The sequence below is a fragment of the Corynebacterium sp. HMSC14H10 genome (genome assembly GCF_001807105.1).
Lineage (GTDB): Bacteria > Actinomycetota > Actinomycetes > Mycobacteriales > Mycobacteriaceae > Corynebacterium > Corynebacterium jeikeium_D.
Genome location: NZ_KV787412.1, coordinates 86,749 through 110,476, shown reverse-complemented (window position 1 = coordinate 110,476; position 23,728 = coordinate 86,749). Strand labels below are relative to the sequence as shown.

General features: G+C 57.8%; 16 protein-coding genes, 1 tRNA gene and 1 pseudogene. 14 read left to right on the top strand and 4 right to left on the bottom strand.

From position 1 onward, the window contains the following. Positions 1-41 precede the first annotated feature (41 nt). On the bottom strand, positions 42-1,565 hold the full coding sequence (gene putP / locus HMPREF3135_RS02920; protein WP_083280595.1) for a sodium/proline symporter PutP: 1,524 nt from the start codon (positions 1,563-1,565) through the stop codon (positions 42-44). 593 nt (positions 1,566-2,158) lie between these two features. On the opposite strand from putP, the gene HMPREF3135_RS02915 reads away from it, so the two are divergent. The 10 genes and pseudogenes from HMPREF3135_RS02915 (at position 2,159) to HMPREF3135_RS02870 (ending at position 14,860) form a co-directional block, all read left to right on the top strand. Beyond that, positions 2,159-5,398: a DEAD/DEAH box helicase gene (locus HMPREF3135_RS02915; RefSeq protein WP_070437914.1), complete on the top strand. Its 3,240-nt coding sequence runs from the start codon at positions 2,159-2,161 to the stop codon at positions 5,396-5,398. Beyond that, positions 5,398-6,456, top strand: a complete 1,059-nt coding sequence (locus HMPREF3135_RS02910) for a hypothetical protein (protein ID WP_070437910.1) — start codon at positions 5,398-5,400, stop codon at positions 6,454-6,456. The genes HMPREF3135_RS02915 and HMPREF3135_RS02910 overlap by 1 nt, the downstream gene beginning before the upstream one ends. Before the next feature lie 2 nt (positions 6,457-6,458). Continuing rightward, positions 6,459-7,634, top strand: coding sequence for a metallophosphoesterase family protein (locus tag HMPREF3135_RS02905; RefSeq protein WP_070437906.1), 1,176 nt, complete (start codon positions 6,459-6,461; stop codon positions 7,632-7,634). Between the two features lie 3 nt (positions 7,635-7,637). Next, entirely contained in the window at positions 7,638-10,295 is a 2,658-nt protein-coding gene (locus HMPREF3135_RS02900; RefSeq protein ID WP_070437903.1) for an ATP-binding protein, read from the top strand. 14 nt (positions 10,296-10,309) lie between these two features. Next, on the top strand, positions 10,310-10,801 hold the full coding sequence (locus tag HMPREF3135_RS02895) for a MarR family winged helix-turn-helix transcriptional regulator (RefSeq protein WP_070437900.1): 492 nt from the start codon (positions 10,310-10,312) through the stop codon (positions 10,799-10,801). A gap of 70 nt (positions 10,802-10,871) precedes the next feature. After that, positions 10,872-11,324 (top strand): MarR family winged helix-turn-helix transcriptional regulator, encoded by a 453-nt coding sequence (locus tag HMPREF3135_RS02890; protein WP_070437896.1) that lies wholly within the window; start codon positions 10,872-10,874, stop codon positions 11,322-11,324. A gap of 169 nt (positions 11,325-11,493) precedes the next feature. Continuing rightward, the gene (locus HMPREF3135_RS02885) at positions 11,494-12,696 is read left to right on the top strand and encodes an ABC transporter substrate-binding protein (protein ID WP_070429338.1); all 1,203 of its coding nucleotides are present in this window, start codon (positions 11,494-11,496) and stop codon (positions 12,694-12,696) included. A gap of 30 nt (positions 12,697-12,726) precedes the next feature. Continuing rightward, positions 12,727-13,903 (top strand): annotated as a pseudogene (locus HMPREF3135_RS02880) (FecCD family ABC transporter permease). After that, positions 13,903-14,694 (top strand): ABC transporter ATP-binding protein, encoded by a 792-nt coding sequence (locus tag HMPREF3135_RS02875; RefSeq protein WP_038628441.1) that lies wholly within the window; start codon positions 13,903-13,905, stop codon positions 14,692-14,694. Before HMPREF3135_RS02880 ends, HMPREF3135_RS02875 begins: the two are co-directional and overlap by 1 nt. 93 nt (positions 14,695-14,787) lie before the next feature. Continuing rightward, positions 14,788-14,860, top strand: a tRNA-Arg gene (locus HMPREF3135_RS02870). A 149-nt stretch (positions 14,861-15,009) separates the two neighbouring features. Here HMPREF3135_RS02870 and HMPREF3135_RS02865 read toward each other — a convergent pair. Genes HMPREF3135_RS02865 through HMPREF3135_RS02855 form a run of 3 tightly spaced genes read right to left on the bottom strand, consistent with a single transcriptional unit; the run spans position 15,010 to position 18,106 of the window. Beyond that, positions 15,010-15,741 carry a LutC/YkgG family protein gene (locus HMPREF3135_RS02865; RefSeq protein WP_049180811.1) on the bottom strand — a complete coding sequence of 244 codons (732 nt, stop codon included), beginning with the start codon at positions 15,739-15,741 and terminating at the stop codon, positions 15,010-15,012. 2 nt (positions 15,742-15,743) lie between these two features. After that, entirely contained in the window at positions 15,744-17,318 is a 1,575-nt protein-coding gene (locus tag HMPREF3135_RS02860; RefSeq protein ID WP_070437893.1) for a LutB/LldF family L-lactate oxidation iron-sulfur protein, read from the bottom strand. Continuing rightward, positions 17,318-18,106 (bottom strand): (Fe-S)-binding protein, encoded by a 789-nt coding sequence (locus tag HMPREF3135_RS02855; protein WP_049194105.1) that lies wholly within the window; start codon positions 18,104-18,106, stop codon positions 17,318-17,320. The genes HMPREF3135_RS02860 and HMPREF3135_RS02855 overlap by 1 nt, the downstream gene beginning before the upstream one ends. 213 nt (positions 18,107-18,319) lie before the next feature. Between HMPREF3135_RS02855 and argS the strand changes: the two genes are divergently transcribed. The 4 genes from argS (at position 18,320) to thrB (ending at position 23,714) form a co-directional block, all read left to right on the top strand. Beyond that, the gene (gene argS / locus HMPREF3135_RS02850; RefSeq protein WP_049194104.1) at positions 18,320-19,972 is read left to right on the top strand and encodes an arginine--tRNA ligase; all 1,653 of its coding nucleotides are present in this window, start codon (positions 18,320-18,322) and stop codon (positions 19,970-19,972) included. 65 nt (positions 19,973-20,037) lie between these two features. Then, entirely contained in the window at positions 20,038-21,456 is a 1,419-nt protein-coding gene (lysA, locus tag HMPREF3135_RS02845) for a diaminopimelate decarboxylase (RefSeq protein WP_049194100.1), read from the top strand. Then, positions 21,453-22,787: a homoserine dehydrogenase gene (locus tag HMPREF3135_RS02840; protein ID WP_016422448.1), complete on the top strand. Its 1,335-nt coding sequence runs from the start codon at positions 21,453-21,455 to the stop codon at positions 22,785-22,787. Before lysA ends, HMPREF3135_RS02840 begins: the two co-directional genes overlap by 4 nt. Beyond that, the gene (gene thrB / locus HMPREF3135_RS02835) at positions 22,788-23,714 is read left to right on the top strand and encodes a homoserine kinase (RefSeq protein ID WP_049190091.1); all 927 of its coding nucleotides are present in this window, start codon (positions 22,788-22,790) and stop codon (positions 23,712-23,714) included. The last annotated feature ends 14 nt before the right edge of the window (positions 23,715-23,728 follow it).

The window sequence follows — 23,728 nt, the reverse complement described above, 5'->3', positions numbered from 1 at the left end:
TAGCCTGTGGGGCTAGCGGAGGCCAAGCCTAAATCGAAGTGTTAGACCAGAGCCTGCTTTGCTGCGTGGTCGAACTCTTCCTTGATCTTCTCATTCGGTTCCTTCGTAGCCAGCGTGACGATGATCATCACGACAGTTGCAGCGGCGAAGCCCGGGACGATCTCGTAGAGAGTGTCGCTGAGCGAGCTCATGCCCCATGCGAAGGAGACAACCGCACCAGTGATCATGCCGGCAGCAGCACCTGGCGTGTTCAGGCGCGACCAGTAGAGGGCGGCCAGCAGCACCGGGCCGAATGCCGAGCCGAAGCCGGCCCACGCGAAGCCAACCAGATCCAGAATGGAGCTGTTCGGGTTAGCAGCGATGATTGCGGCGATAATGGCAATCAGCGCAACCGCGACGCGGGAGAGAGCCATGTAGGTCTTCGGACGCAGGGACTTGTTGACCATTGCCTTGAACAAGTCCTCGATTAGCGCGGAGGAAGACACCAGCAGCTGCGAGGAAATGGTGGACATGATTGCTGCCAGAACCGCAGTCAGAATCAGGCCTGCAATCAGCGGGTGGAACAGGATGCGGGTCATGTCCAGGAAGATAGTCTCGTAGGAAGACGCATCAGTGACCGAAGCATCTGGGTTCGTAGCGAAGAAAACAGTCGCGGTCAGAGCCACGAGGACCGAGCCGAGCATGCACAGTGCCTGCCAGCCAACGCCCCAGCGGCGGCCCTCGGTTGCGTCCTTCGCGCTACGCAGAGCCATAAAGCGAACGATAATGTGCGGCTGGCCGAAGTAGCCCAGACCCCAACCGAGCAGACCGATAATCGTGATTAGCGGAATGCCAGCGAACGGATCGAAGAAGGTCTCGACCGGCTGTCCCTCGCTGCCCGGGTAGGGGTCGTTTGCAGCGAAGCTGAAGATGTCCGAGGCGGAGTTGCCATTGTTGATTAGGTAGATGATGCCGACAGTCGGAACCGTCAGCAGCGCGATGAACATAATGATGCCCTGCACCGTGTCTGTGTAAGACACAGCCAGGAAGCCACCGAACAGGGTGTACGCGACAGTGATAGCCGCTACCAACAGCATGCCGACGAGGTAGTTGCCACCGAACGTCGACTCCCAGTAACGGCCACCTGCCACCATGCCCGAGGACACGTAGAAGGTGAAGAACAGCAAAATAATCAGGCCTGCGGCAACGCGCAGCACCTTCGATGTATCGTGCAGACGATTCTCCAGGAACGACGGCACGGTAATCGAGTTACGAGCAATCTTGGTGTAACTACGCAGGCGTGGTGCGGTGAACTTCCAGTTCAGCCATGCTCCTGCGACCAGGCCGATTGCAATCCAGGTCTGGTTCAGACCCGAAAGGTAAATCGCGCCGGGCAGACCCATCAGCAGCCAGCCGGACATGTCCGATGCACCCGCTGACAGTGCCGCGACGAACGGATGTAGGCCGCGGCCGCCAATCATGTATTCGTCATACTCTGCAGTCTTTTTCCATCCGGTCCAACCGATGTAGACCATCAACAGCAGATAAATGACTAGTGCGATGATGAACCATGTGTGTTGGTCCACAGGGCAACTCCTCATTATTTATTAATCGTACAGTCGGACTCGCGCACTACCTAGCGCACCAAAAAGCATTTTCGGCGCACAACTCAATTTCGCTTAATCAAGTCTGCTTGACGACGTTCACAGCGACGCGGCAGCATCGAGCCAAAAAGTGGCCGACGTCCACGGTGGAACCTGCGGTTCGCGATTCAACACAGCTTCAGCTTCCGGACTATCTTCGACAGTCATCGGAGCCTACTGGCACATGCGAACCATGGCAGAACTATTGCACGAGTCACACATTTTTAATTCTTGTGGCCTATACGACGTTTTCATGTGATGCGCTGCATTGCAAGATAAGAAGCGTTGAAAAAGCTTTTAAAAATCGGTTAAGTGCGACAAATTACCTGGGAAAAGGGGTATTTGGGCAGAAGGGGAGTAATTTTTGCAAGATACATAATTCGAACATGCGTGCTAATATTGTGGTGTGGTGGAAAAGCTGATCCGGGGTGCGTGGCAGAATCTTCATTGAACAAATATCTGGTGGCGAAGTCGCCGGGTGATTAGACGGTGATGACTGAGCAGGCGATGACTGAGCAAGCAGTGGGGAGGAAGTAATGGATCAAGTTGCTAAGTCAGCGGTGCCGTTGCTGCTGCACGCGGTCTGGAAGGATGATTCGGGTCTTCACCTATGGGTGGAGCGGCCAGAGGGGCACCGGATTATTGCGGACGTGGATTTGCTGGAAGTCCCGGCGCATCAGCGTCGGCTTTTTGCAGTGCTGGACCAGGGGAGTCGAGCGCAACTGACGCTAAAACTGCGCACACCGAAGGGGCGGGCAGTAGAGAAAGCGGTACCCACATGGGTGTTCCCGCCATGGGCTGCGGTGACGGCACTGGTGCAATTGCAGGAGGAAGTTGCCTCGGCGGCGATGGCACCGGATCTTCGGTTCTTTGTGGATGTTGTACAGGGATTGGATGCTTTCGCACGCTCTGGGCGGGCATTGGTGGCGCTGACATGGGAAGACAATGAGTGGTGGCCGACGTGGCGGATGTCGGAGGGGCTGAGTGAGATTGCTTGGCAGAGTCAGGTCATTTCCCGTACACCACCGGTGTTGATTGATAACGGAGGTGCCACGGTGGCTGAGGACTTCATCAATCGGATGTTTCATTGGGTCACCAACGCGCTCCTGGCCGATCTGGATGAACCGGCAGAACAGCGTCAGAGTTTCGTGCGGTCGTTGTTGCAGTCTCAGTCCCTGGGGCGTGCGACGCCGGGGGTGGCGCAGTCACTGGCAAAGTGGAGACTGTCGGCCGATGGTGAGGATGTTCGTCTGCAGCTAATGGTGCAGGAACCTGTTGGTTTTGAAGGCCAGCTGGAAGACTTGTCGGATGTGGATCTTCCGCAGCTGTTGGAGTTGCAGGATCGAGCGGATGAAGAAGGGGGCTCAGTAACTCGCTTCAATCCTCGTTCAGCTGCGGTGGAACATGAGACTCTATGGCCATTGCGGATGTACTACCGCATCGGCGTCGCAGCTCCGGAGCGCCTGAATCCAGAAATGTGTCGCCGGTCCGTGCTGTCGCTGCTTCGCCCGCAGCTATTGGCTGCACAGGAGGCATTCCCAACGCTCAAATATGCGAAGGCAGCGGGCCACCCGGGCTTGGATCTGCTGCTGACCTCAGAGCAGCTGATAGAGCTTATGACTGATGGCATCTCGCAGCTGGCAAAGGTTGATATCGATGTGATGCTGCCGCCGAACTGGAAGTCAGTGGAGACCACCCTGCAGTTGCACACTGAAGTCGTCCAGTTAGATCCGACGGGGCCTGCTGGGCGCCGTTCGGAACCGAAACTCGGATTTGACCAACTGGTTGATTACGAGTGGAAGCTGGCCGTGGGGGATGCCGTACTGACGGAAGCGGAAATGCGTGAGCTCGCTGCATCGAGTACGGGGCTAGTGCATCTGCGAGACCATTGGGTGCACGCGAACCCAGAGGTAGCTAGGGAAGCCCTGAAGTTTTTGGTGGAGCAGACCAAGGCCGGGGAGGAAACCGGTAAGGGGCAAGCCACCCTGAAAGAGCTGGTCTTCGATGGTGGTTTGGAGTCGCAAGCTCCAGCAGCAGTGCCAGTCGCCCCGAGGGATCCCTCTTGGCTCAAGGCGTTGGTGTCGAAGTACTCAGACGGTTCCACGGCCCTCGCAGAGTCGGTCGAGGTGCCACCGAGTTTTGTCGGTGAGCTGCGGGAGTATCAACAGCGCGGTGTGGAGTGGCTGGCGGATATGTCCAACCGCGGCTTTGGTGTCATTCTCGCGGATGACATGGGGCTCGGTAAGACTGTGCAAATTCTGGCGCTGTTGGAGTATGAGCGCTGCCGTCGGAAAGCAGATGCTACGGCTCAAGAGCACAAGACTTCGCTGCTGGTGGTTCCGACAGGTGTGTTGCGCAATTGGGCAGCAGAAGCGGCAAAGTTCACTCCAGAGCTTAAGGTTGGGCTGCTGCATGGTTCAAACCGCCCTCATGGTGGAGAACTACAAGAATTTATCGGGAAACACGATGTTGTTGTGACGACCTATGGTGTTGCTACCCGAGATGTGAACGAACTCGCCCAAGTGCAGTGGGATCATGTGATTGCTGACGAAGCACAGGCAATTAAGAACCCCAACGCACAGGTATCCAGAGCGCTGCGGAGCCTGGGCTCGCGACACAACATCGCCATGACTGGTACTCCGGTGGAAAATGACTTGGGCGAACTGCGCACCATCATGGATTTCTGTAATCCAGGCATGCTGGGCTCAGCGAATGCATTTCGCAACAAGTTTGCGATTCCCATCGAGCGTGATGGGAATGCGGAAATGCTGCTGCAATTACAGTCGATTACAGCACCTTTTATCCTGCGCCGACTCAAGTCGGATCCAGCTATCGCGCCGGACCTGCCCAAGAAGAATGAGCAGGTGGAGATGGTTCCTCTCACGACGGAGCAGGCTTTCTTGTATCAGGAGGCCGTGAAGGATATCGAGGACAAGCTTAAGCGCTCGAAGCGGAATCGTTCTGGCAGCTTCGGGCGAAAGAGCATCATCCTCGGCGGCATCATGAAGTTGAAGCAGATTTGCAACCACCCAGCGCACTACCAGCACGACGGCTCGGGGCTGCTTAATCATGGGCAGCATCGCTCGGGCAAGGTCGCACGGTTGGAAGAGCTCGTCGATGAGATTGTGCAAAACGGTGAACGCGCGCTTGTGTTCACGCAGTTCGTGGAATTTGGCAAGATGCTTGCCCCTCATTTCAGCAAGCGCTTGGGCGTGGACATTCCGTTTATTCAAGGGGCAATGACTCCGGCACAGCGCGAAAAAGTAGTGGCAGAGTTTAATGCTCCGGACGGTCCACCAATCATTTTGCTGTCGACTCTCGCGGCAGGTGTCGGCATCAACCTAGTTGCCGCCAACCACGTCATTCATATTGACAGGTGGTGGAATCCAGCGGTTGAAAACCAGGCCACGGACCGTTCCTACCGCATCGGTCAGCGTAAAGACGTCCATGTGCACAAGCTGGTCAGTGTTGGAACGCTTGAAGAACGCATCGACGAGCTGATTTTTGAAAAAGCAGAATTGGCGGATGCAGTTGTGCGCGCTGGTGAAATCAAGCTGACGGAGATGGATTTTCACCGTTTGCGGTCACTGTGGCAATTGGACAAGGACAAGATTCAGTCACTGCGTGAATCGATGGACGCAGCGGAGTCAAAGTCCGGTGGGACGGTGACCGGTCGGGTGAACCCGGAGGCCACGGCATTGGATTCCGCAACCTCGGATGACGATTCGATTCCCAACAATGTGACACCGTTTAGAGTCCAGAAGAGGTGGTACTAATGGCCGGTGACGGAGACGTGACATGGGGCGACAATGTCATCTTTGCCGAGTTTGGCAAGGGTCCCTCTGGAAAGCGCGGTCGTAAAAGGACTACGGCGCGAAGCGCACCAGCAACCAGCTCGACGATTGAAAAGCTCCTGGCCACCCAGGACTGGGCTGGTGCATTTACCGGGCAGCAGCGACGTGGAACCTCAGCGCGTGTGGCGGTCGAGCCACGTACTAGCTTTGCCCGGTGGGTGTGGGAGTTCATCATCCGTGGCGCCGATTCGGGTCGTGTTCACAGAGGCGAGAAGTACAGGTTCGACGGCAATGTGCTCGGGCTTCGAATCGCGGATGGTTACATCATCGGGGAAGTGCAGGGCAGCCAGCCGGAACCATTTTCAGTCTTTATTCGGTTCCCACGGCGGGAGCAGAAACAAACTGACGACGTACTGCGGTGGTTGGTGAACAATCCGTCGGCCTTCACAGAGTTTGAGCACGGCGAGTTGCCGTATGAGCAGATGGAAATGCTGTTGTGCGATGGTGAAGAGCACATTTATAGCGAATGCACCTGCCCGGACCCGGCACCTGTGTGTAAGCACACCGTTGCAGTCGCCGCTCAACTTGTCGCTGATATTGACCGTGATCCGCTGTCGCTAATGCAGCTGCGCGATTATCCGCAGCGCGAATTGCAACGCCGGCTTCAGGAACTAACACAGCTGCGAAACCGGACTGCGCCAAAGCGCCTCGGGCTTGGCGGCGCGGTTCGGGAGGATCCCAATAAAATCGCCCAGAAGGCGGATGGCGCTGGTGGAAATGATGGCGGTGACAACGAGCAGAAAAAGGTTGCCGAGCTTTTCGCGGTCGAAGCCGACTACTGGGGCAATGATTTGGAACGAGTCAGTGTTCCTTCGCTCGAGGTTATTGACCCACTAACAGTTACCGACCGTAGTTTGCTGCATGAAGCATTGCAGCCAACCTGCGTAATTTCGAGAGAGACCATTCGTGCAGTCGCCGATTTGGAAGATTGTTGGCAACATCTGCAGGAATCGCTGAGCCTGGGACAAAAGGAGCGCTAGTCATGAAATTCATTCACACCTCAGATTGGCAACTGGGAATGACTCGGTGGTTCCTAGAGCTCGATGGCGGTGAAGCCCAAGCTAGGTTCCACGAAAGTCGCCTCAACGCCATCGACCGCATCGGTGAGTTGGCGACCAGCGAAGGCGCTGAATTCATCGTCGTCGCTGGAGACGTGTTCGATTCCAATACACTGCCGGACAAGGTGTTCTTGCGGGCTCTTGAGCGAATAGCCAAGCTACCCGTGCCGGTGTATCTCCTGCCCGGCAACCATGATGCGCTTGATGCTTCTTCCATTTATCGACGTAGCGCTTTCGAATCTTTGGAAGACCGAGGAGTTTACGTAATTCGCGACAGCGAGCCCATTTCCATCCGTGACGGGGTGGAACTCATCGGTGTGCCAGTACACGGCAAGTATTCGGCAGACGACATCGTGGCGGAAGTAGCCACGGAGCTTGAGCCGGCCGATGGAATCCGAGTGATGGTCGCACACGGCCAAGTAGAAGGCTTTGGTGCTGATGCGGGAGCCACCATTGATCTGACCAGCTTGGAACAGGCTATTGACCGTGGGGCGCTGCACTATGTGGCGCTGGGGGATTCCCACTCCACGAGCCAACTTGACCATGCTGGCAGAGTTTATTTCTCCGGCGCGCACGAAACCACAGCGTATGACGACAAAGAACGGGATTCCGGCAATGCGCTAGTCGTCGACATCGCAGAGGACGACCCCGAAAAGGGCTCAGTTACCGTGGCCTCCCACCGAGTGGGGCAGTGGGCTTTTCATGCCATCGACATGGATATCACTGGCGCGGAAGACCTCGATGAGTTCTTTGCTGAACTGGACGGTATAGAGACGAAGACAGACACAGCGGTGAAGTATTCATTGCGAGGAACCGTGACACTGTCAGAGTCGACTACCTTTGAAAACCGACTTGAGCAGTACCAACAGCTTTTCGCTGCACTTTATCGCCGGGAAAGTGGCTCCGATTTAACGGTGGTTCCGTCCGAAGGGGATATCTCTAATCTCAATCTCACCGGTTATCCGCTCATAGCTGCAGAAAAACTAACGGTCTTGAGTACAGGGCGAACCGAGAGCGGTAGACCCCTATCAGAATCTGAAACCACCGCAGCAGCTGATGCGCTTCGCTTGCTGGCTCGCCTAGCCGGAGAGAAGGAATAGATCATGCGTTTTCACGACATCGAATTACACAATGTACGTGCGATTGATTCACTCTCAATCACAGGGCTCGCCGAGCGCGGCGTGGTAGTGATTTCCGGTGAAAATGAGTCGGGTAAGACGACAATCGCCAAAGCTATTCACGTTGCACTGACGACAAAATGGAAGTCCAGGTCAAGCGAAGCGCTTAGTCTGAACAGTCACTCCAGCCAGGAAAAGCCGCAGGTTAAGCTCCGGCTGGAGCTTGACGGCTACGAATTTACGCTGGACAAGATCTTTGGTGGCACCAAGGACACCGGCACAATCGTCACCGTCCACTCTCCGACAGCCGAGGTTCTCAAAGATGACCAGGCGGAGGAGTGGCTGGCCGCCCGAATGCACAATGCAGATACCAAGAACCTGTGGCAGGTTTTCGTTGCTGAACAGGGGCAAGCACAAAAGACCCTCTCCTTGGGCGGTTATGTACAAGTCACTAGCGCATTGCAGTCGGCATCGGGGCAGCGCGCGGAAACCGCAGAAGAGGTAGGCCTTTTTGAAGCCGTTGAAGCCGAATACGGCAACTATTTCCAAAAAAATGGCAAAGAGCGCAAGCAGGTTACCGACGTAGACAAGGAGCTGGCGGAAGCCCAGCAGGTGCGCGACGAAGCGGCGAAAAAGGTCCGGGAATTCGAAGCGCTCAATGAGGAAGCTGCTCGTAATGAAGAAAGCCAGCAAACGCAGCGGGCATCGTTGCCAGAAGCCCAAAACGAAGTCGAGCACTGGGGCCAGGCACTAGAAGAACTCGAAAAGTTCAGGGTTGCCGTCTCCCAGGCACAGGAGGTCTCTGCAGCGGCGAAGCAGCAGCTGGACTTAGCTAAACAGGCTCAGCAAGAGCGCGAAGCTTTCATTCAGCAGGCACAAGAAGCCAAGGATCAGCATTCTGCTGCAGAGAAGAAAGTTGCTGAATTTAAGGAAGCGTTCGATAAGGAGGTCGCAGCTTTAAAGAAGGCGCAGGAAGATCGCGATGCGGTTGTAAACACGTACCGCGAAGCTCGAAAGGCAGAAGAACTGGCCGCAGCTGAAGTTGCATTGGGAGAGAAGCGCGGTTTGGTTGAAGCTCTGTCGAAGCGAGTGAAGAAACTCGATGCGCTCCGCGCGCAATTGGCAGAGCACAAGGAGATAGTTACTCGGAATTCCGTTACCGAAGAGGTAATGGAAAAACTGTTGACCTGCGAACGCGAAGTTGCAACAGCCGCCGCTGTGCTGGAGGCATCGAGCCCGAGTGTGCAGCTCTCGGCTAGTAGTGCGCAGGAGGTCACGGTCGACGGCGAGAAAGTGGGGCTAGCTCCGGAGGCTGAGACAGTTCAACGCGCGGTTACTAAGCCATTGGCCATCGAAGTCGGCGACGTCACGGTTGCTATACAGCCCGGAGACGGCTCAGATTCGCAGCAGCGCAAGCTAGAAAAAGCAGAGACATCGCTCAAAGAACAGCTTGAGGTTGCAGGCGCTGATTCCGTCGCGGAAGCACAAAAGGCATACACACGACGTCGGGAAGCGGAAAAAGCAAAATTCCAGGTGGAGACATCCATAACTGCGGTGTCCGACGGTGTGGAGTATCACCAGCTCACAGCAGAGTTGGACGATGCGAAGGAAGAAGCACGAGTACACGGCGAGCGGTATCAGGAACTTGCGGGCGAGGAAGCGCCGACGGAGATTGACTTGGTATCGGCAAAGTCCCGGCTGGAAGAAGCTGCAGTGGGGCGTAGGGATGCCGAGTCGGAGCGCGACAGTGCTGATATGCGCTTATCGAAGCTGGAGAAGCGTCCTGCACACGCCAACTATACGAAGGCCAGCAGCGAGCTTGAAGGGGCTCGGTCCGTTCTGAAGGTCCGCGAAGATTCGCTCACGGCGACGCGAGAAAAAGCCTCGGACGCCGAGATCTTTGCTGCGGTGGAAAACCGAGGCAAGGACTATGAGGCGGCAGAAGAGCAACTGGCTGCGGCTCAGAAGGAGCTGGCGCAGCGGGATGCCGACGACGTGGAAGCATCGCTCGCGGGCGCTAAGCAGCGACGGGATGCAGTTGAGAATCGCCTGGCTGAGCTGGAAAAGCGTCGGCAAGAGATTCGGGTGCACTTGGACTATTTCGACAGCGCGAATGAGAAACTGGCAGCAGCTGAGGGAGTAGTGGAGCGAACACAGCGAGATCGGAATTCAATGCGTCGACGTGCAGCTGCCGCCAAGACTCTCATGGAGGTAATGACACAGGCACGCGTGGCATCGCGGAATGCGCTGGCTGACCCCTTGCTGCGCAAGCTCGAAGAGTACGGTGGCGGTGTGTTCGGTGCGGGAACTCAGTTCACGATGAATGAGGACTTGCAGATTGAGTCACGGTCCAATGCCGATGGCAAGTTCGATGTCGATGAGCTATCTGGTGGAGCGCAGGAGCAGCTGGACATTCTGCTGCGCTTGGCCGTTGCCGGTGTCATGGAGGGCGGGCAGGGCGCTCCGGTGATTATTGATGATGCATTAGGTTATTCAGACGAACACCGTTTGCGGCGGATGAATAATGCTCTTGCCAAAGCGGGGCGCGATATGCAGGTATTAGTCCTGACGTGCGATGAAGCCCGCTTTGATCGTGTGACAGGAGCGGAGTTTATGAAAATTCAGGATTTGGTTTCAAGATAGTAGGCTCTGTACATATGCAAGATGTTCCGTGGTTAAGTGATGAAGAGCAGCGGTTATGGCGCTCAATTCTGAACGCTAAACGGGCCGTTGACAGGTCAATCGACCTTCAGCTGCAAGATTCTCTCGATATTTCCACTGCAGATTTTTCGGTTCTGGTTGTTCTCTCCGAGGCTGAAGACAATGTAGTGCGCATGCGCACCCTGTGCGAATCCCTGGAATGGGACCGCAGCCGAATGTCGCATCAAATTACTCGCATGGAGCGACGCGGGCTAGTAACTAAGGAACGCTGCGCCTGCGATAACCGTGGTATTGATGTCACGCTTACTGAACACGGTCGAACCGTGATTGAGAAGGCGGCGCCGAACCATGTGAAGCTTGTGCGCCATGTTTTGTTTGATGTGCTCGGTGAGAATATCGACTATCAGGGGATTTCCGCTGTGCTCGATAAGATTGCAGAGACCGCCAATGCTACGGTCACCGATTCAGTCGACGGAAAAGCAGAGTAGCCAGAAGTTTTTTGTGAGTGTTTTCTCATTTGTCTCCGCTACGAGGCTCTCACCATTAGCCTAGAGCAGTATGAACTCATTTGAATGGCTGAGTGATGATGAACAGCTCTTTTGGCAGTCGATGGTAGCTGCTTTTCGCGAGGTAGAGCGCAATATCGAGCGAAGCCTACGCACTCGAACCGGGCTGACGTTCGCGGACTTTACCCTGCTCATCGCTCTGCATGAGGTAGAGGATGGGATTCTGCATGTTGACAAGATTTGTGATCGACTGAAGTGGAACCATCCCCGCGCGCTGCTGCATACCAACAGGTTGGAAAAGCGCGGATTTATTCACACCGAAGACCACGGCGAAGACCCGGACTCGGATTATGTCGTCGTCTTAACAGGCGTTGGTCGGCACGTGTTTGCCGAGGCGGCGCCGGATTATGTAGACACTGTTCGCCAGGAAGTTATTTCACCACTTGCTAATGAAGACCGCGAAGTGATGCTGAGGTGCTTCCAGTCGGTTCTCGAAAGGAAGTAAGACTTCCACGCCCTGCTAGTAAAACAACCACTAGCAGGGCGCTTTTTTCTCTACGTTTCAAGCTGTAAGGTAAGGCGTGCCTAAAGCAAAGGGGTGACTGTTCACTTCTCTTTGTGCACCCTAAGTACCAAAAATTACGCAGAAATAAACAAGGCAGAAACTGAAACGCATGAGAGTCAATATTTTCGCCAAGGCTAAAACCGCGCCAAAGACCAAAACTCTGGCCGCAATCGGGTGTGCAGCGCTGAGCTTCGTCGCTACAGCATGCGGTGCGGACGCAGAGTCGAACGAGGCTGCCGACAACAAAGGAGAACTCACTGTCACTGATGTCGCAGGTCGCACTGTGACCTTCGACAAGCAGCCAGAACGAGTCGTGCTCGGTGAAGGCCGCGCCATGTTTGTCACCGCGATGCTTGACCAAGAAAACCCGGGTGACCACGTTGTCGCCATGGGCAGCGATTTGCATTCGGGCGCACCGTCGTTTGAAACCAAGCTTTTCGAGACGAACCCCGAGCTGAAAGACATGCCGACCATCGGCAATATCGCCAAGGGCGATGTCACAGTTGAAAACCTCATCTCCCACGACCCAGACGTGGTCGTCATGACCCTTGACCACAAGAAGGCCGCGGAGCAGTCCGGTTTCCTCACCAAGCTCGATCAGGCAGGTCTGAAGTACGTATTCACCGACTTCCGGCAAAAGCCCCTGGAGAATACCGCCAAGTCCGTCGAGCTCCTCGGCCAGATCGTCGATGAGCAGGACAATGCCAAGAAGTTCACCGACTTCTACACAAAGCGCGTCAACGAGATCACCGAACGTGCCGCCAAGCTCGAAGACAAGCCAAAGACCTTCGTCTGGCGAGCAGCCGGTCTCAAGGATTGCTGCTCGACCGTCAACAAGTCCAACCTCGGTGACCTTGTCACAGCAGCCGGCGGTGAGAACCTCGGAGACAGCCTCCTCGACACCGAATCGGGCGACGTGACCGCAGAGAAGGTCCTGTCCGTCCAGCCGGAGAAGATCATCGCCACCGGTGGTTCTTGGGCGCTCGATCCGAAGAAGCCGGAAGTGCTGCCACACGTCGAACTCGGCTACACCGCCACCCCAGAGACCGCACAGCGCACTCTGGAAGGCCTGCTGAAGACTCCGGGTTTTGACACCCTGACCGCGCCGAAGAAGGGTGATCTGTACGCCGCCTTCCACCAGTTCTACGACTCGCCGTACAACGTCTTCGCGCTCGAGCAATTCGCCAAGTGGATTCACCCAGAGGAGTTCGCTGACCTCGACCCGGTCGCTGACTTCGCCAAGTTCCACAAGGACTACCTGCCCTTCGAACTCAGCGGCACCTTCTTCACCGCGCTGGAGCCGACCAAGTAACCCATCTTCCACCATCGAAGAAGGAATCCGATGACTTACACCAATCTGCACGCTCCCGCGTCAGGGCTTGACGACGAACCCCGCGAGTCCACCTCCACCAACGGCAGTGGAGGTCAAGAGTCGCAGCCCGCCACCGAACAGCACGAGTGTCCGTCGTCAAGCACGACCTACGACTCTGCGCGACAGTACCGACGACGCTCGGCACGGAAAATCGCCATCATTGCGGTGCTGGTGGGGCTGGCCGTGTGCGCGTTTGTGGTGGCGACGATTGTGGGGCCGATGGCACTGAGCGTGGGGGACGTCGTCCGTGGCATCGTGAGCCCGAATGATGTGGACGAAACCACTCGTACGGTGCTGTGGAAGCTGCGTCTGCCTGCATCGGTGATGGCAGTGCTGATTGGTGCAGCGCTGTCGCTTGCCGGTGCACAGATGCAGACAATCCTCGATAACCCTCTGGCGGAGCCGTTTACGCTCGGTATCTCGGCTGCAGCGGCGTTCGGTGGGGCGGCATCGATTGTGCTGGGCTGGGTGATTATTCCGCATGCGCAGTTCAACCTGGCGGCCGTGGCCTGGGTATCATCCGTCGTCGCTGTGGCGATTGTGGCGGCGGCGTCGGTATGGCGCGGCTCGGGTAAGGAATCGATGATTCTGCTCGGCATTGGTCTGGTGTTTCTATTCCAAGCGCTGTTGGCGCTGTTGCAATACCGCGCGACTACCGAGGCGCTCCAGCAGATTGTGTTCTGGACGATGGGCTCGCTACAGCGCGCGAACTGGGTGGCCAACGGTATCATTGCGGCGGCGCTGCTAATCGCTATTCCGTTCACTATCCGCTATGCGTGGGCGCTGACGGTGTTGCGGCTTGGCGATGCCCGAGCAAAAGCCGTGGGCATCAATGTGGATAGGCTGCGCATTGCGACGCTGATTGTAGCCTCGCTGCTGGCAGCAACCGCAGTGGCCTTCGCCGGCATCATCGGCTTCATCGGACTGGTCGGCCCACACATTGCACGCATGCTGGTCGGTGAAGAACAGCGCTTCTTTGCCCCGGCATCGATGGCGGCGGGCGCGGCGCTGCTTGCGGCAGCTCATGCGGTATCCATCACGGTGGTGCCGGGTGTGGCAGTGCCGATTGGCATCATTACCGCAATCGTCCGGTGTCCCATTCTTTGTCGGCTTGGTTTTTCTGCGTAAGAGGACGGTGTGGAACTAATGGGCGTATTTCTCGATGTCAATGACGTAGCTGCAGGCTATGGCAAGCGAAAGGTGCTGCGCGGGGCGTCAATACGCACGCTGAAGCCAGGTACGGTGACGGGTTTGCTCGGGCCAAACGCTGCGGGCAAGTCCACACTGATGACCACGCTGGCGGGGATTCGAAAGCCCATGTCCGGGGAGATTGTTCTGACCCGTGACAATGAACGGGTTATCGGTTCCGAACTGCGCGAAGTCGTCGGCTACGTACCGCAGGATCTACCGGCCAGCGCCTCGCTGACCGCATTCGAATCGGTACTGGTCTCCGGGCGGCGCGCCGGGCGTCTGCGGGTACGTGGCTCAGAGATTGAGCACACGGCGGTAGCTCTCCGAAAGGTTGGCATTGAACACCTTGCCGACAGATTCGTCGGCGAGCTCTCCGGCGGTCAGCGGCAGCTCGTCGCCGTCGCGCAGATGTTTGTCCGCGATCCCGAGATCATGCTTCTCGACGAACCCACCTCCGCCCTCGACCTGCGTCACCAGGTGGAACTCCTAAAACTCGTCCGTGCGGAGGTCGCCTCACGGAGCTCCTTGGCACTCGTCGCAATCCACGATCTGAATCTCGCCGCCCGCTACTGCGATGAGCTTGTCATGCTTCACGACGGCCACGTGGTTGCCCAGGGGAGTCCTGTTGACGTTCTCACTCCGGACCTTTTGGCCCGCGTCTATGGAATTCGAGCCCGCGTACTCGATGACGAGGGCGTGCCCGTGGTGTGTCCTATTGAGGAAGACCAGGTTTCTGAAGCCGCGTAGTGGAGATTTGGCTGGGGCGCGGGGCATTTCGCTAATCGCCCCAGCCAAGTGGTAACATCTTTTCTCGTTGCACTTGTTGTACTTGTGCCACACGCCCCCGTAGCTCAGTGGATAGAGCGCCGGTTTCCGGTACCGAAGGTCGGAGGTTCGACTCCTCTCGGGGGCACGTTCTATCCCTCAAGTGATTAGGTTTTTCCTGGTTGCTTGAGGGATTTTTGTTTTAGCGGCCACCTAGCGGAAACGTTTAGTTACCGTTCTTCCAGCGGAACAGCCTGGCGGAGGAATTCGAGTCGCCCATGACAATTCACCTTGGTGCTACTGGCCAGCAATAATCACAATCAGCGTGCGTGGCCCATGGACACCTTCGACTCGGGCAAGCTCGATGTCCGAGGTTGCAGAAGGCCCCGAAATCATGGTGATGGGAGCGGTGGGATTACTCTCGCGTAGACGGGAAATTGCCTCCGGGATGCCGTAGACAACCGTGGAAGCCGGCACAACGCAGATGTGAATATCCGGCACCAAGGTCAGCGCGCGGCGGCCAGAAGTGGCCGAACCGTCCAGAAAAATGGTGCCGGTCTCGGCGCAGGTAACAGCAGAGCTGGTGACAATCGCGTCGAGCTCGTCCAGCTCTTCGGCGGTGAAACCTGTATCGACGCGAATCTCGGTGGTGGCCTTACCCCCACCAGACTCCAACCCCGCAACCCACTCGCGGTCTAGGCCTTCGGGAATACCAATCAATGAAGCCCCGACATCAGCAATTGCCTTCTTCACAGCTTCATTGATTTCAGTTGCCGAGCTCCCACAGCGGCGTACATCGGCTTTGTAATCGGCGATGCGTTCGTCGGCAAGCGAAATGATCTCCTTGGCCGTCAGGTCGGAGGAGCGTTCGTAATCGCGGGGGATGTTGAAATGTGTACCGGGCTCGCCGGTGACGATGCCTGCGTCAGAGGCCAAGTCACGGCCTTCGAAGGCGATCTTCTGAGCATTGCGGATACGCTCGAGGATTTCGCTTTTGGCAATGTTCGCGGATGCTGAGGAATGGGACATCGCTAGGCCTCCTTGCCGGACGTGTCGGGCTGCTTGTTGTCATCCGACAGTCCATTAATCTTCGTCGGAACCTGATTTGCCGATTCACGGGACAGCTGCGCCGAGAAATCCTCCGAACCCCACAGTGAGCGGAACGGCTTCTTCGGCGGAATCGGAGTATCACGCACATCCGACCACCCGCTGAGGAAAAGTGGCAGGGTGTGAATCTCGCCGTTCTTCAACCCGAGTACGCGGGCGAGGGAGGTCATCTTAGCGCTCATGTCCCACAGCTTCTGATTGCCCATGATGAACCCGAGCGTGGCAAAGAGCTTGCCCTCCACCGGCGGGCGGTGCTCCGTGACCTTACGGTGTCGCAGCTCCAGCAGCGCCGCGGGGATATCAATTCGCACCGGGCAGACCTCAAAGCAAGCTCCACACAGCGAGGATGCATAGGGCAGGGAGGCATTCGGATCATCGTAGGAGTCCATGCCGGTGAGCTGCGGGGACAAAATTGCACCAATCGGACCCGGGTAGACCGAACCGTAAGCGTGCCCGCCCACGTGCTCGTACACCGGGCAGATATTCAGGCATGCCGAGCAGCGAATGCACTTCAGCGCTTCACGCCCAATCGGATCGGCAAGGGTGGCCGAGCGCCCATTGTCCAGCAACACAATGTGGAAATTCTTCGGGCCGTCGCCGTCCGTGGTTCCCGTCCACAGGGAGGTGTAGGGATTCATACGCTCGCCTGTCGACGACCGTGGCAGCAGCTGCAAGAATACTTCCAAGTCCTGGAAAGTGGGAAGCAGCTTCTCAATACCCATCACCGAAATCAGTGTTTCCGGCAGCGTGAGACACATGCGGCCATTGCCCTCTGACTCGACGACGGCCACCGTACCGGTTTCGGCCACACCGAAGTTGGCACCGGAAATCGCGACCTTGGCCTCCATAAACTGCTCGCGCAGGAACTTACGGGATGCCTCGGCCAGATCGGCCGGATTGGCTTTCAAATCCGGGTCGACTCCGGGGATTCCATTGAGGAAGATCTCGCGGATATCCTCGCGATTGCGATGGATAGCAGGAACCAGGATGTGGCTCGGCATGTCGTCGGCAAGCTGAACGATGAGTTCCGCCAGGTCGGTTTCGCGGGCGGTGATGCCGGCGTCGGCAAGCGCTTCGTTCAAGCCGATTTCCTGTGTGGCCATCGACTTAATCTTGACGACCTTTTCTTCGCCGGTCTCTTTCACCAAGTCCGTGATGATGCGGTTTGCCTCGGCGGCATCGCGCGCCCAGTGGACGTGACCACCGGCGTTCGTAACCGACTCTTCGAACTGCTCCAACAGCTCCGGCAGACGCGCCATAACATCGCGCTTGATGTGGCTGCCCGCGAGCCGCAGCTGCTCCCAGTCATTCTTCTCGGCTACGACATGCGCGCGCTTCTGACGAATCGAACGCGTGGCATGACCGACATTTTCGCGCATGCGAGTGTTCTTGAGCTCCTCGTGCGCTGCGGCCGTGAACCCGCGCGTACCGCGCAGATGCCCGACGTTGTGCGGCGCGCGGGGAGGAAGGGCTGGCATGCCGACGTTAATTGCGACCATTACTGTTCACCTCGCAGGGAAGCTTCTTGGCGGTTGTGCACATCAAACGGGGTCTCCTTGGTGGAGGCCAGAATCTCGGCCATATGGATGGCGTGCACGCCAGAGTCCTGGCGACGCAGCGCGCCACCGATATTGAGCAAGCAGGAAGCATCGCCAGCGGTGACGAACTCCGCTTCCGTAGTGCGGATATTGGCTGTCTTGTCGGCAACCATTGCAGCGGAAGTCTCCGCATTTTTCACCGCGAAGGTGCCGCCGAAACCGCAGCACTCCGCCGCGCCGGGCAGCTCGCGCAGATCGATTCCATCGACTGCGCTGAGCAGTCGCCACGGACGGTCACCCACCTTGAGCACCCGCAAGCTGTGGCAGGTGGAGTGGTAGGTCACTGAGTGGGGGAAGTAAGCACCGACGTCAGTCACACCAGCGACATCGGTGATGAACTCGGAGAGATCCAGCGTCTTGTTCGCGCAGGCCTGTGCCGCGTGGACTTGGGCACGGGTACCGTAGCGGCCCGCAATCATCGGATGCTGGTGGCGAACGGCGCCGGCGCAGGAACCGGACGGGGCGACAACGTAATCAATCGAGGAATCTGCAAAAGCATCAGCGTAGGTGTCCAGCTGAGGAAGGACTTCCTTCTGGTACCCGGTGTTGACGTGCATTTGGCCGCAGCAGGTTTGTTGTGGTGGAAAGACCACATCGCATCCTAGGCGCGTGAGAACTCTGGCGGTCGCACTCACTGCATCTGGAAACATCATGTCCCCGATGCAGGTCGCGAAAAGTGCTACTTTCACGGTCGCTCCAAAATGGGTTGAGGGGTAAGGCAATAATTTCCTACCTGAATGCTACGCCTAGACCCGGATTAAATCTGTTCTCAACCTGAATTCGGCTGGATCGTGAAAGCGGTGTAGGACAGCCGGAGGCGGTGGCCTGCAGATACCCCTCAAATCAATCTTTTGGTGGCTGATGTTTCCACGACCGCGATTGACCTAATAGGATAGGCAATCGTGAATCCTGCTGATCTTGCTGTACTAGTCCGAAAAGTCACCGTCGAGGTTTTGACTGCCCACGATGCCGATGTCTCTATCGTGCCGGAAAACCCGACCGTCGAGCGTCCGCGTAACCCTGAGCACGGCGACTACGCAACCAATATCGCCATGCAGCTGGGCAAGCGCGTCGGCATGGTGCCGCGTGACTTGGCAACTGAAATTGCCACAGCGCTCGGCGCTTCTGAGGGCATCGATGAAGCAACCATCGCAGGCCCGGGCTTTATTAACATCCGCCTGGCCTCCGATGCCCAGGGCAAGATCGTCGAGGACGTCCTGGCAGCGGGGGAGAAGTGGGGTCATGCCGACTTCAACTCCAACCTCGACGTGAACCTGGAGTTCGTCTCCGCAAATCCGACCGGGCCGATCCACCTGGGCGGTACTCGCTGGGCAGCAGTCGGTGACGCTCTCGGTCGTGTCCTGTCCGCCACCGGTGCCAAGGTCACCCGCGAGTACTACTTCAATGACCACGGTCGCCAGATTGACCGCTTCTCCGACTCCTTGGTTGCCGCCGCTCGCAACGAGCCGACTCCGGAAGATGGCTACGGCGGAGAGTACATCCGGGACATCGCCGCTGCTGTGCTGGAGAAGATCCCGCAGGCACTCGAGGGCTCTGAGGAAGAGGTCCAGGAGCACTTCCGCGCCATCGGCGTGGACATGATGTTCGAGCACATCAAGAAGTCTCTGCACGAGTTCGGCACCGATTTCGACGTTTACTTCCACGAAAACTCGCTGTTCGAGTCCGGTCAGGTGGAAGCAGCTGTCAATTCCCTGAAGGAAAACGGCAAGCTCTACGAAGCTGACGGCGCATGGTGGCTGAAGTCCACCGATTACGGTGACGACAAGGACCGCGTGGTCATCAAGTCCGACGGCGACGCAGCCTACATCGCAGGTGACATCGCCTACGTTAAGAACAAGTTCGACCGCGGCCACAACCTGTGCATTTACATGCTGGGTGCCGATCACCACGGCTACATCGCACGTCTGCGTGCCGCCGCTGCAGCGCTCGGCTACAACGCCGATGGCGTCGAGGTGCTCATCGGTCAGATGGTCAACTTGCTTCGCGACGGCAAGGCTGTCCGGATGTCCAAGCGTGCGGGCACAGTGGTCACCTTGGACGACCTGGTTGAGGCAATCGGCGTCGATGCTGCTCGCTACTCGCTAATCCGTTCCTCCGTGGACTCCAGCCTGGATATTGACCTGGGGCTGTGGGCTTCGCAGTCCAGCGACAACCCGGTCTACTACGTCCAGTACGGTCACGCTCGTCTGTGCTCAATCGGTCGCCGTGCCGAAGAGGCCGGTGTGACCAGCGAAGGCGCTGACTTCTCCCTGCTGGTAGAGGACCGCGAAGGTGAGCTCATCCGCACTATCGGTGAGTTCCCGGCCATCATCAAGTCTGCTGCTGACCTGCGGGAACCACACCGCATTGCCCGTTACGCTGAGCAGCTTGCCGGTGTCTTCCACCGCTTCTACGACACCTGCCAGATCCTGCCAAAGGCAGACGAAGAGGTATCCGAGCTACACCGTGCTCGTCTCGGCCTGGCTGAGGCTACCCGCCAGACGCTGGCCAATGCTCTGCAGCTGCTCGGTGTTACTGCACCTGAGCGCATGTAGTCGAACGCGCCCGTAAAACTACACCCCGTTGCTCCGCCCGGGTAACGGAGAAAGAGAGCTGTTTCGTGCCTATCGACGGCAATGGTTTCGAACTGGGTGGCTACACCCGACCCGACTCCACCCAATTTAATGAACTACCAGCGCATGTCTGGCCAACTACCGCCCGTCGTCGGGGCGCTGACGAAGAGAATCCCGGCTCGGTGGAAATTGGTGGCGTGAGCCTGGTCGACATTGCCAAGGAGTTTGGCACTCCGGTTTTTGTCGTCGATGAGCAGGACTTCCGCTCTCGCTGCCGCTCGATGGCCAAGGCCTTCCGCGGCGCGGAGAATGTCCACTACGCATCCAAGGCTTTCCTGTCGAAGACCATTGCCCGCTGGGTAATGGAGGAGGGGCTGCATCTCGATGTCGCCTCGGGCAACGAGATGGCTATCGCTCTGGCGGCGGGTTTCCCAGCCAAGGACATGACCTTCCACGGCAACAACAAGTCCACCGCTGAGCTGCGTGATGCTATCTCCGCTGGCGTGGGCAAGATTGTGCTTGACTCCCGTTCGGAGCTGCGTCGCCTGTCCCAGGTGGCGGCTGAAGCAGGCGTGGTGCAGGACGTGCTCGTTCGCGTGAAGCCCGGTGTGGAAGCGCACACCCACGAGTTCATTGCTACTGCGCATGAAGATCAGAAGTTCGGCTTTTCCCTCGCGTCCGGTTCGGCGCTGGAAGCTGCCAACCTCGTAGAAGAGGACGACAATCTGCGCCTGGTTGGTCTGCACTGCCACATCGGCTCCCAGATTGTCGATTCCGACGGTTTCATTCTCGCCGCCGAGCGCGTGTTCTCACTGGTGGAAAAGCTGGTCGAACGCCACGGCACTGAAATCTCGGAACACTTCAACACCCTCGACCTCGGTGGCGGTTTCGGAATCGCCTACACCGCAGGCGAGCAGCCCCTCGACGTTGCTCCGCTTGCCGACGAGATCCTCACTGCCGTAGACAAGCTTGCGCAGCGTATCGGCATTGCGACTCCGACAGTGGCTGTTGAACCAGGTCGTGCCATCGTTGGCCCGTCCATGGTCACGGTGTACGAAGTGGGCACTTTGAAGGATGTGACCATCGATGACGGCATGACCCGTCGTTACGTATCGGTCGATGGCGGCATGAGCGACAATATTCGTCCGGCGCTTTACGGCTCGAACTATGATGGTCGCGTTGTTAATCGCGAGGTGTCCGGTTCCAGGATTCCCACCCGCGTCGTCGGAAAGCACTGTGAATCGGGAGACATTCTGATTAACGATGCGAACTACCCGAACGACATTGTCGAGGGTGATCTGTTCGCGCTCGCTGCTACTGGGGCATACTGTTACGCAATGGCCAGCCGCTACAACATGCTGACGCGACCACCAGTAGTGTCGGTATGCGATGGTCAAGTGACCCAAATATTAAGACGAGAAACCGTACAAGACTTACTAAGCCTGGAGTGTGAAACGCCACGATGACTGCCGCAACGAATAATCCTGGAAAGGGCGAGGGCCACAAAGTTGGTGTCGCTATTTTAGGTCTTGGCACAGTCGGTACTGAGGTTTACCGCCTGCTCAACGAGAAGGCTGAGGACTTCGAGCGCCGCATCGGCGGACCGGTCGAGGTCGTTGGTATTGCTGTGAGCGACAAGACCAAGCCGCGTCCGAATGTGGATCAGGATCTTCTTACCGACGATGCTTTTTCGCTGGTTCAGCGCGATGACGTTGACCTGGTAGTCGAGGTCATCGGCGGCATTGATTACCCACGTCGCGTTGTGCTGGAGGCACTGCGTGCCGGCAAGTCGGTCGTGACCGCCAACAAGGCACTCGTCGCCGCTCACGGCGAGGAGCTCTCTGAGGCTGCCGATTCCTCGGGTGTCGACCTTTTCTTCGAGGCAGCTGTGGCTGCAGCTATCCCGGTCGTCGGGCCGCTGCGCCGTTCGCTGGCCGGTGACACTGTCAATAAGGTCATGGGTATTGTCAACGGCACTACCAACTTCATCCTTGATGCGATGGACTCCACTGGTGCGGACTACGACGAGATGCTGGCAGAGGCCACCCGCCTGGGTTACGCCGAGGCCGACCCGACTGCAGACGTCGAGGGCCACGATGCCGCTTCCAAGGCAGCTATTCTGGCCAGCCTGGCATTCCACACCCGCGTGACTGCTGATGATGTTCACTGCGAGGGTATTACCGAGATCACCGCTGACGACATCGCAGCCGCCAAGAGCGCAGACTGCACCATTAAGCTGCTGGCTACCTGTGAGCGGGTTACGGACGAAAATGGCAAGGAGTCCATTTCCGCCCGCGTGTACCCAGCGCTGATTCCACGTCGTCACCCGCTGGCAACTGTGCGTGAGTCTTTCAACGCTGTCTTCATTGAGGCCGAGGCCGCTGGTCGCCTGATGTTCTACGGCAACGGCGCTGGTGGTAATCCGACCGCCTCCGCAGTGCTCGGTGACCTCGTTGCAGCTGCTCGCAACATTGTCCACGGTGGTCGCGCACCGGGAGATTCCACCTACGCTAACCTGCCGATTCTCGACTTCGGTGACGTTCGCACCCGCTACCACATCGACCTGCACGTCGACGATCGCGTCGGAGTGCTTGCCGATGTCGCTCGTACCTTCTCTGATCACAACATCTCCCTGCGCACCGTCCGCCAGGAAGAGGGCGCCAACGGCGCTCGCCTGGTCATCGTGACCCACAAGGCACTGGAGAAGGATTTGGAAGCAACGGTCGATGAATTGCGCGCCAACGACGCGGTTTTGGCCGTCAACAACGTCATTCGTATCGAAGGAATGGATATCTAAATGGCACAGGAGCTTTTCCCGGGTCAGAAGGTCACCGTCACGGTTGCAGGTTCGTCAGCGAACTTGGGCCCGGGCTTCGACACCCTGGGGTTGGCAGTTGCGCTCTACGACATCGTCGAGGTCGAGGTCATCGAGTCCGGTGTCGTCGTTGAAATTCACGGCGAGGGCGAAGTCGACCTGCCGCGCAACGAATCTAATCTGGTTTTGCGCGCGATTCGCGCGGGCCTTCGCGCCGCAGGAGTCGAGGCACCGGGGCTGAAGGTTATTTGCCACAACACCATTCCGCAGTCGCGCGGTCTAGGCTCTTCCGCAGCCGCCGCCGTTGCTGGTGTCGCTGCCGCTAACGGTCTGGCGGGCTTCCCGCTTACCGATGACCAGGTAATCCAAGAATCCTCGGTATTCGAAGGCCACCCGGATAACGCTGGCGCATCCGTTCTCGGCGGGGCAGTGGTCAGCTGGACTGACAAGCCTGTCGATGGTCGCACCGCACCTCAGTACCGAGCAGTGAGCATTCCGGTGCATGAGTCCATTCAGGCGACCGCACTCGTACCGGCATTCCACGCCTCCACGAATGCAGTCCGTCAGGTGCTGCCGAGCGATGTTTCGCATGTCGACGCTCGTTTCAATGTCTCCCGTACTGCGGTTATGACCGCAGCGCTGCAGTCCCACCCGGAACTGCTGTGGGAGGGAACGCGAGATCGCCTGCACCAGCCGTACCGCTCCGACGTGCTGCCGGTGACCGCAGAGTGGGTCAACCGCCTGCGCAACCGTGGCTACGCGGCATTCCTCTCGGGTGCTGGTCCGACCTGTATGGTTCTGGGAACTACTGCAGTAGATGAGAAGATCTTGGACGATGCCCGCGAGGCTGGCATCAAGGTCATGGAGCTGGGAATCGGTGAGCCGGTTAAGGTCGTGGTCGACGGCTAAGCCGCAGCTGCGGC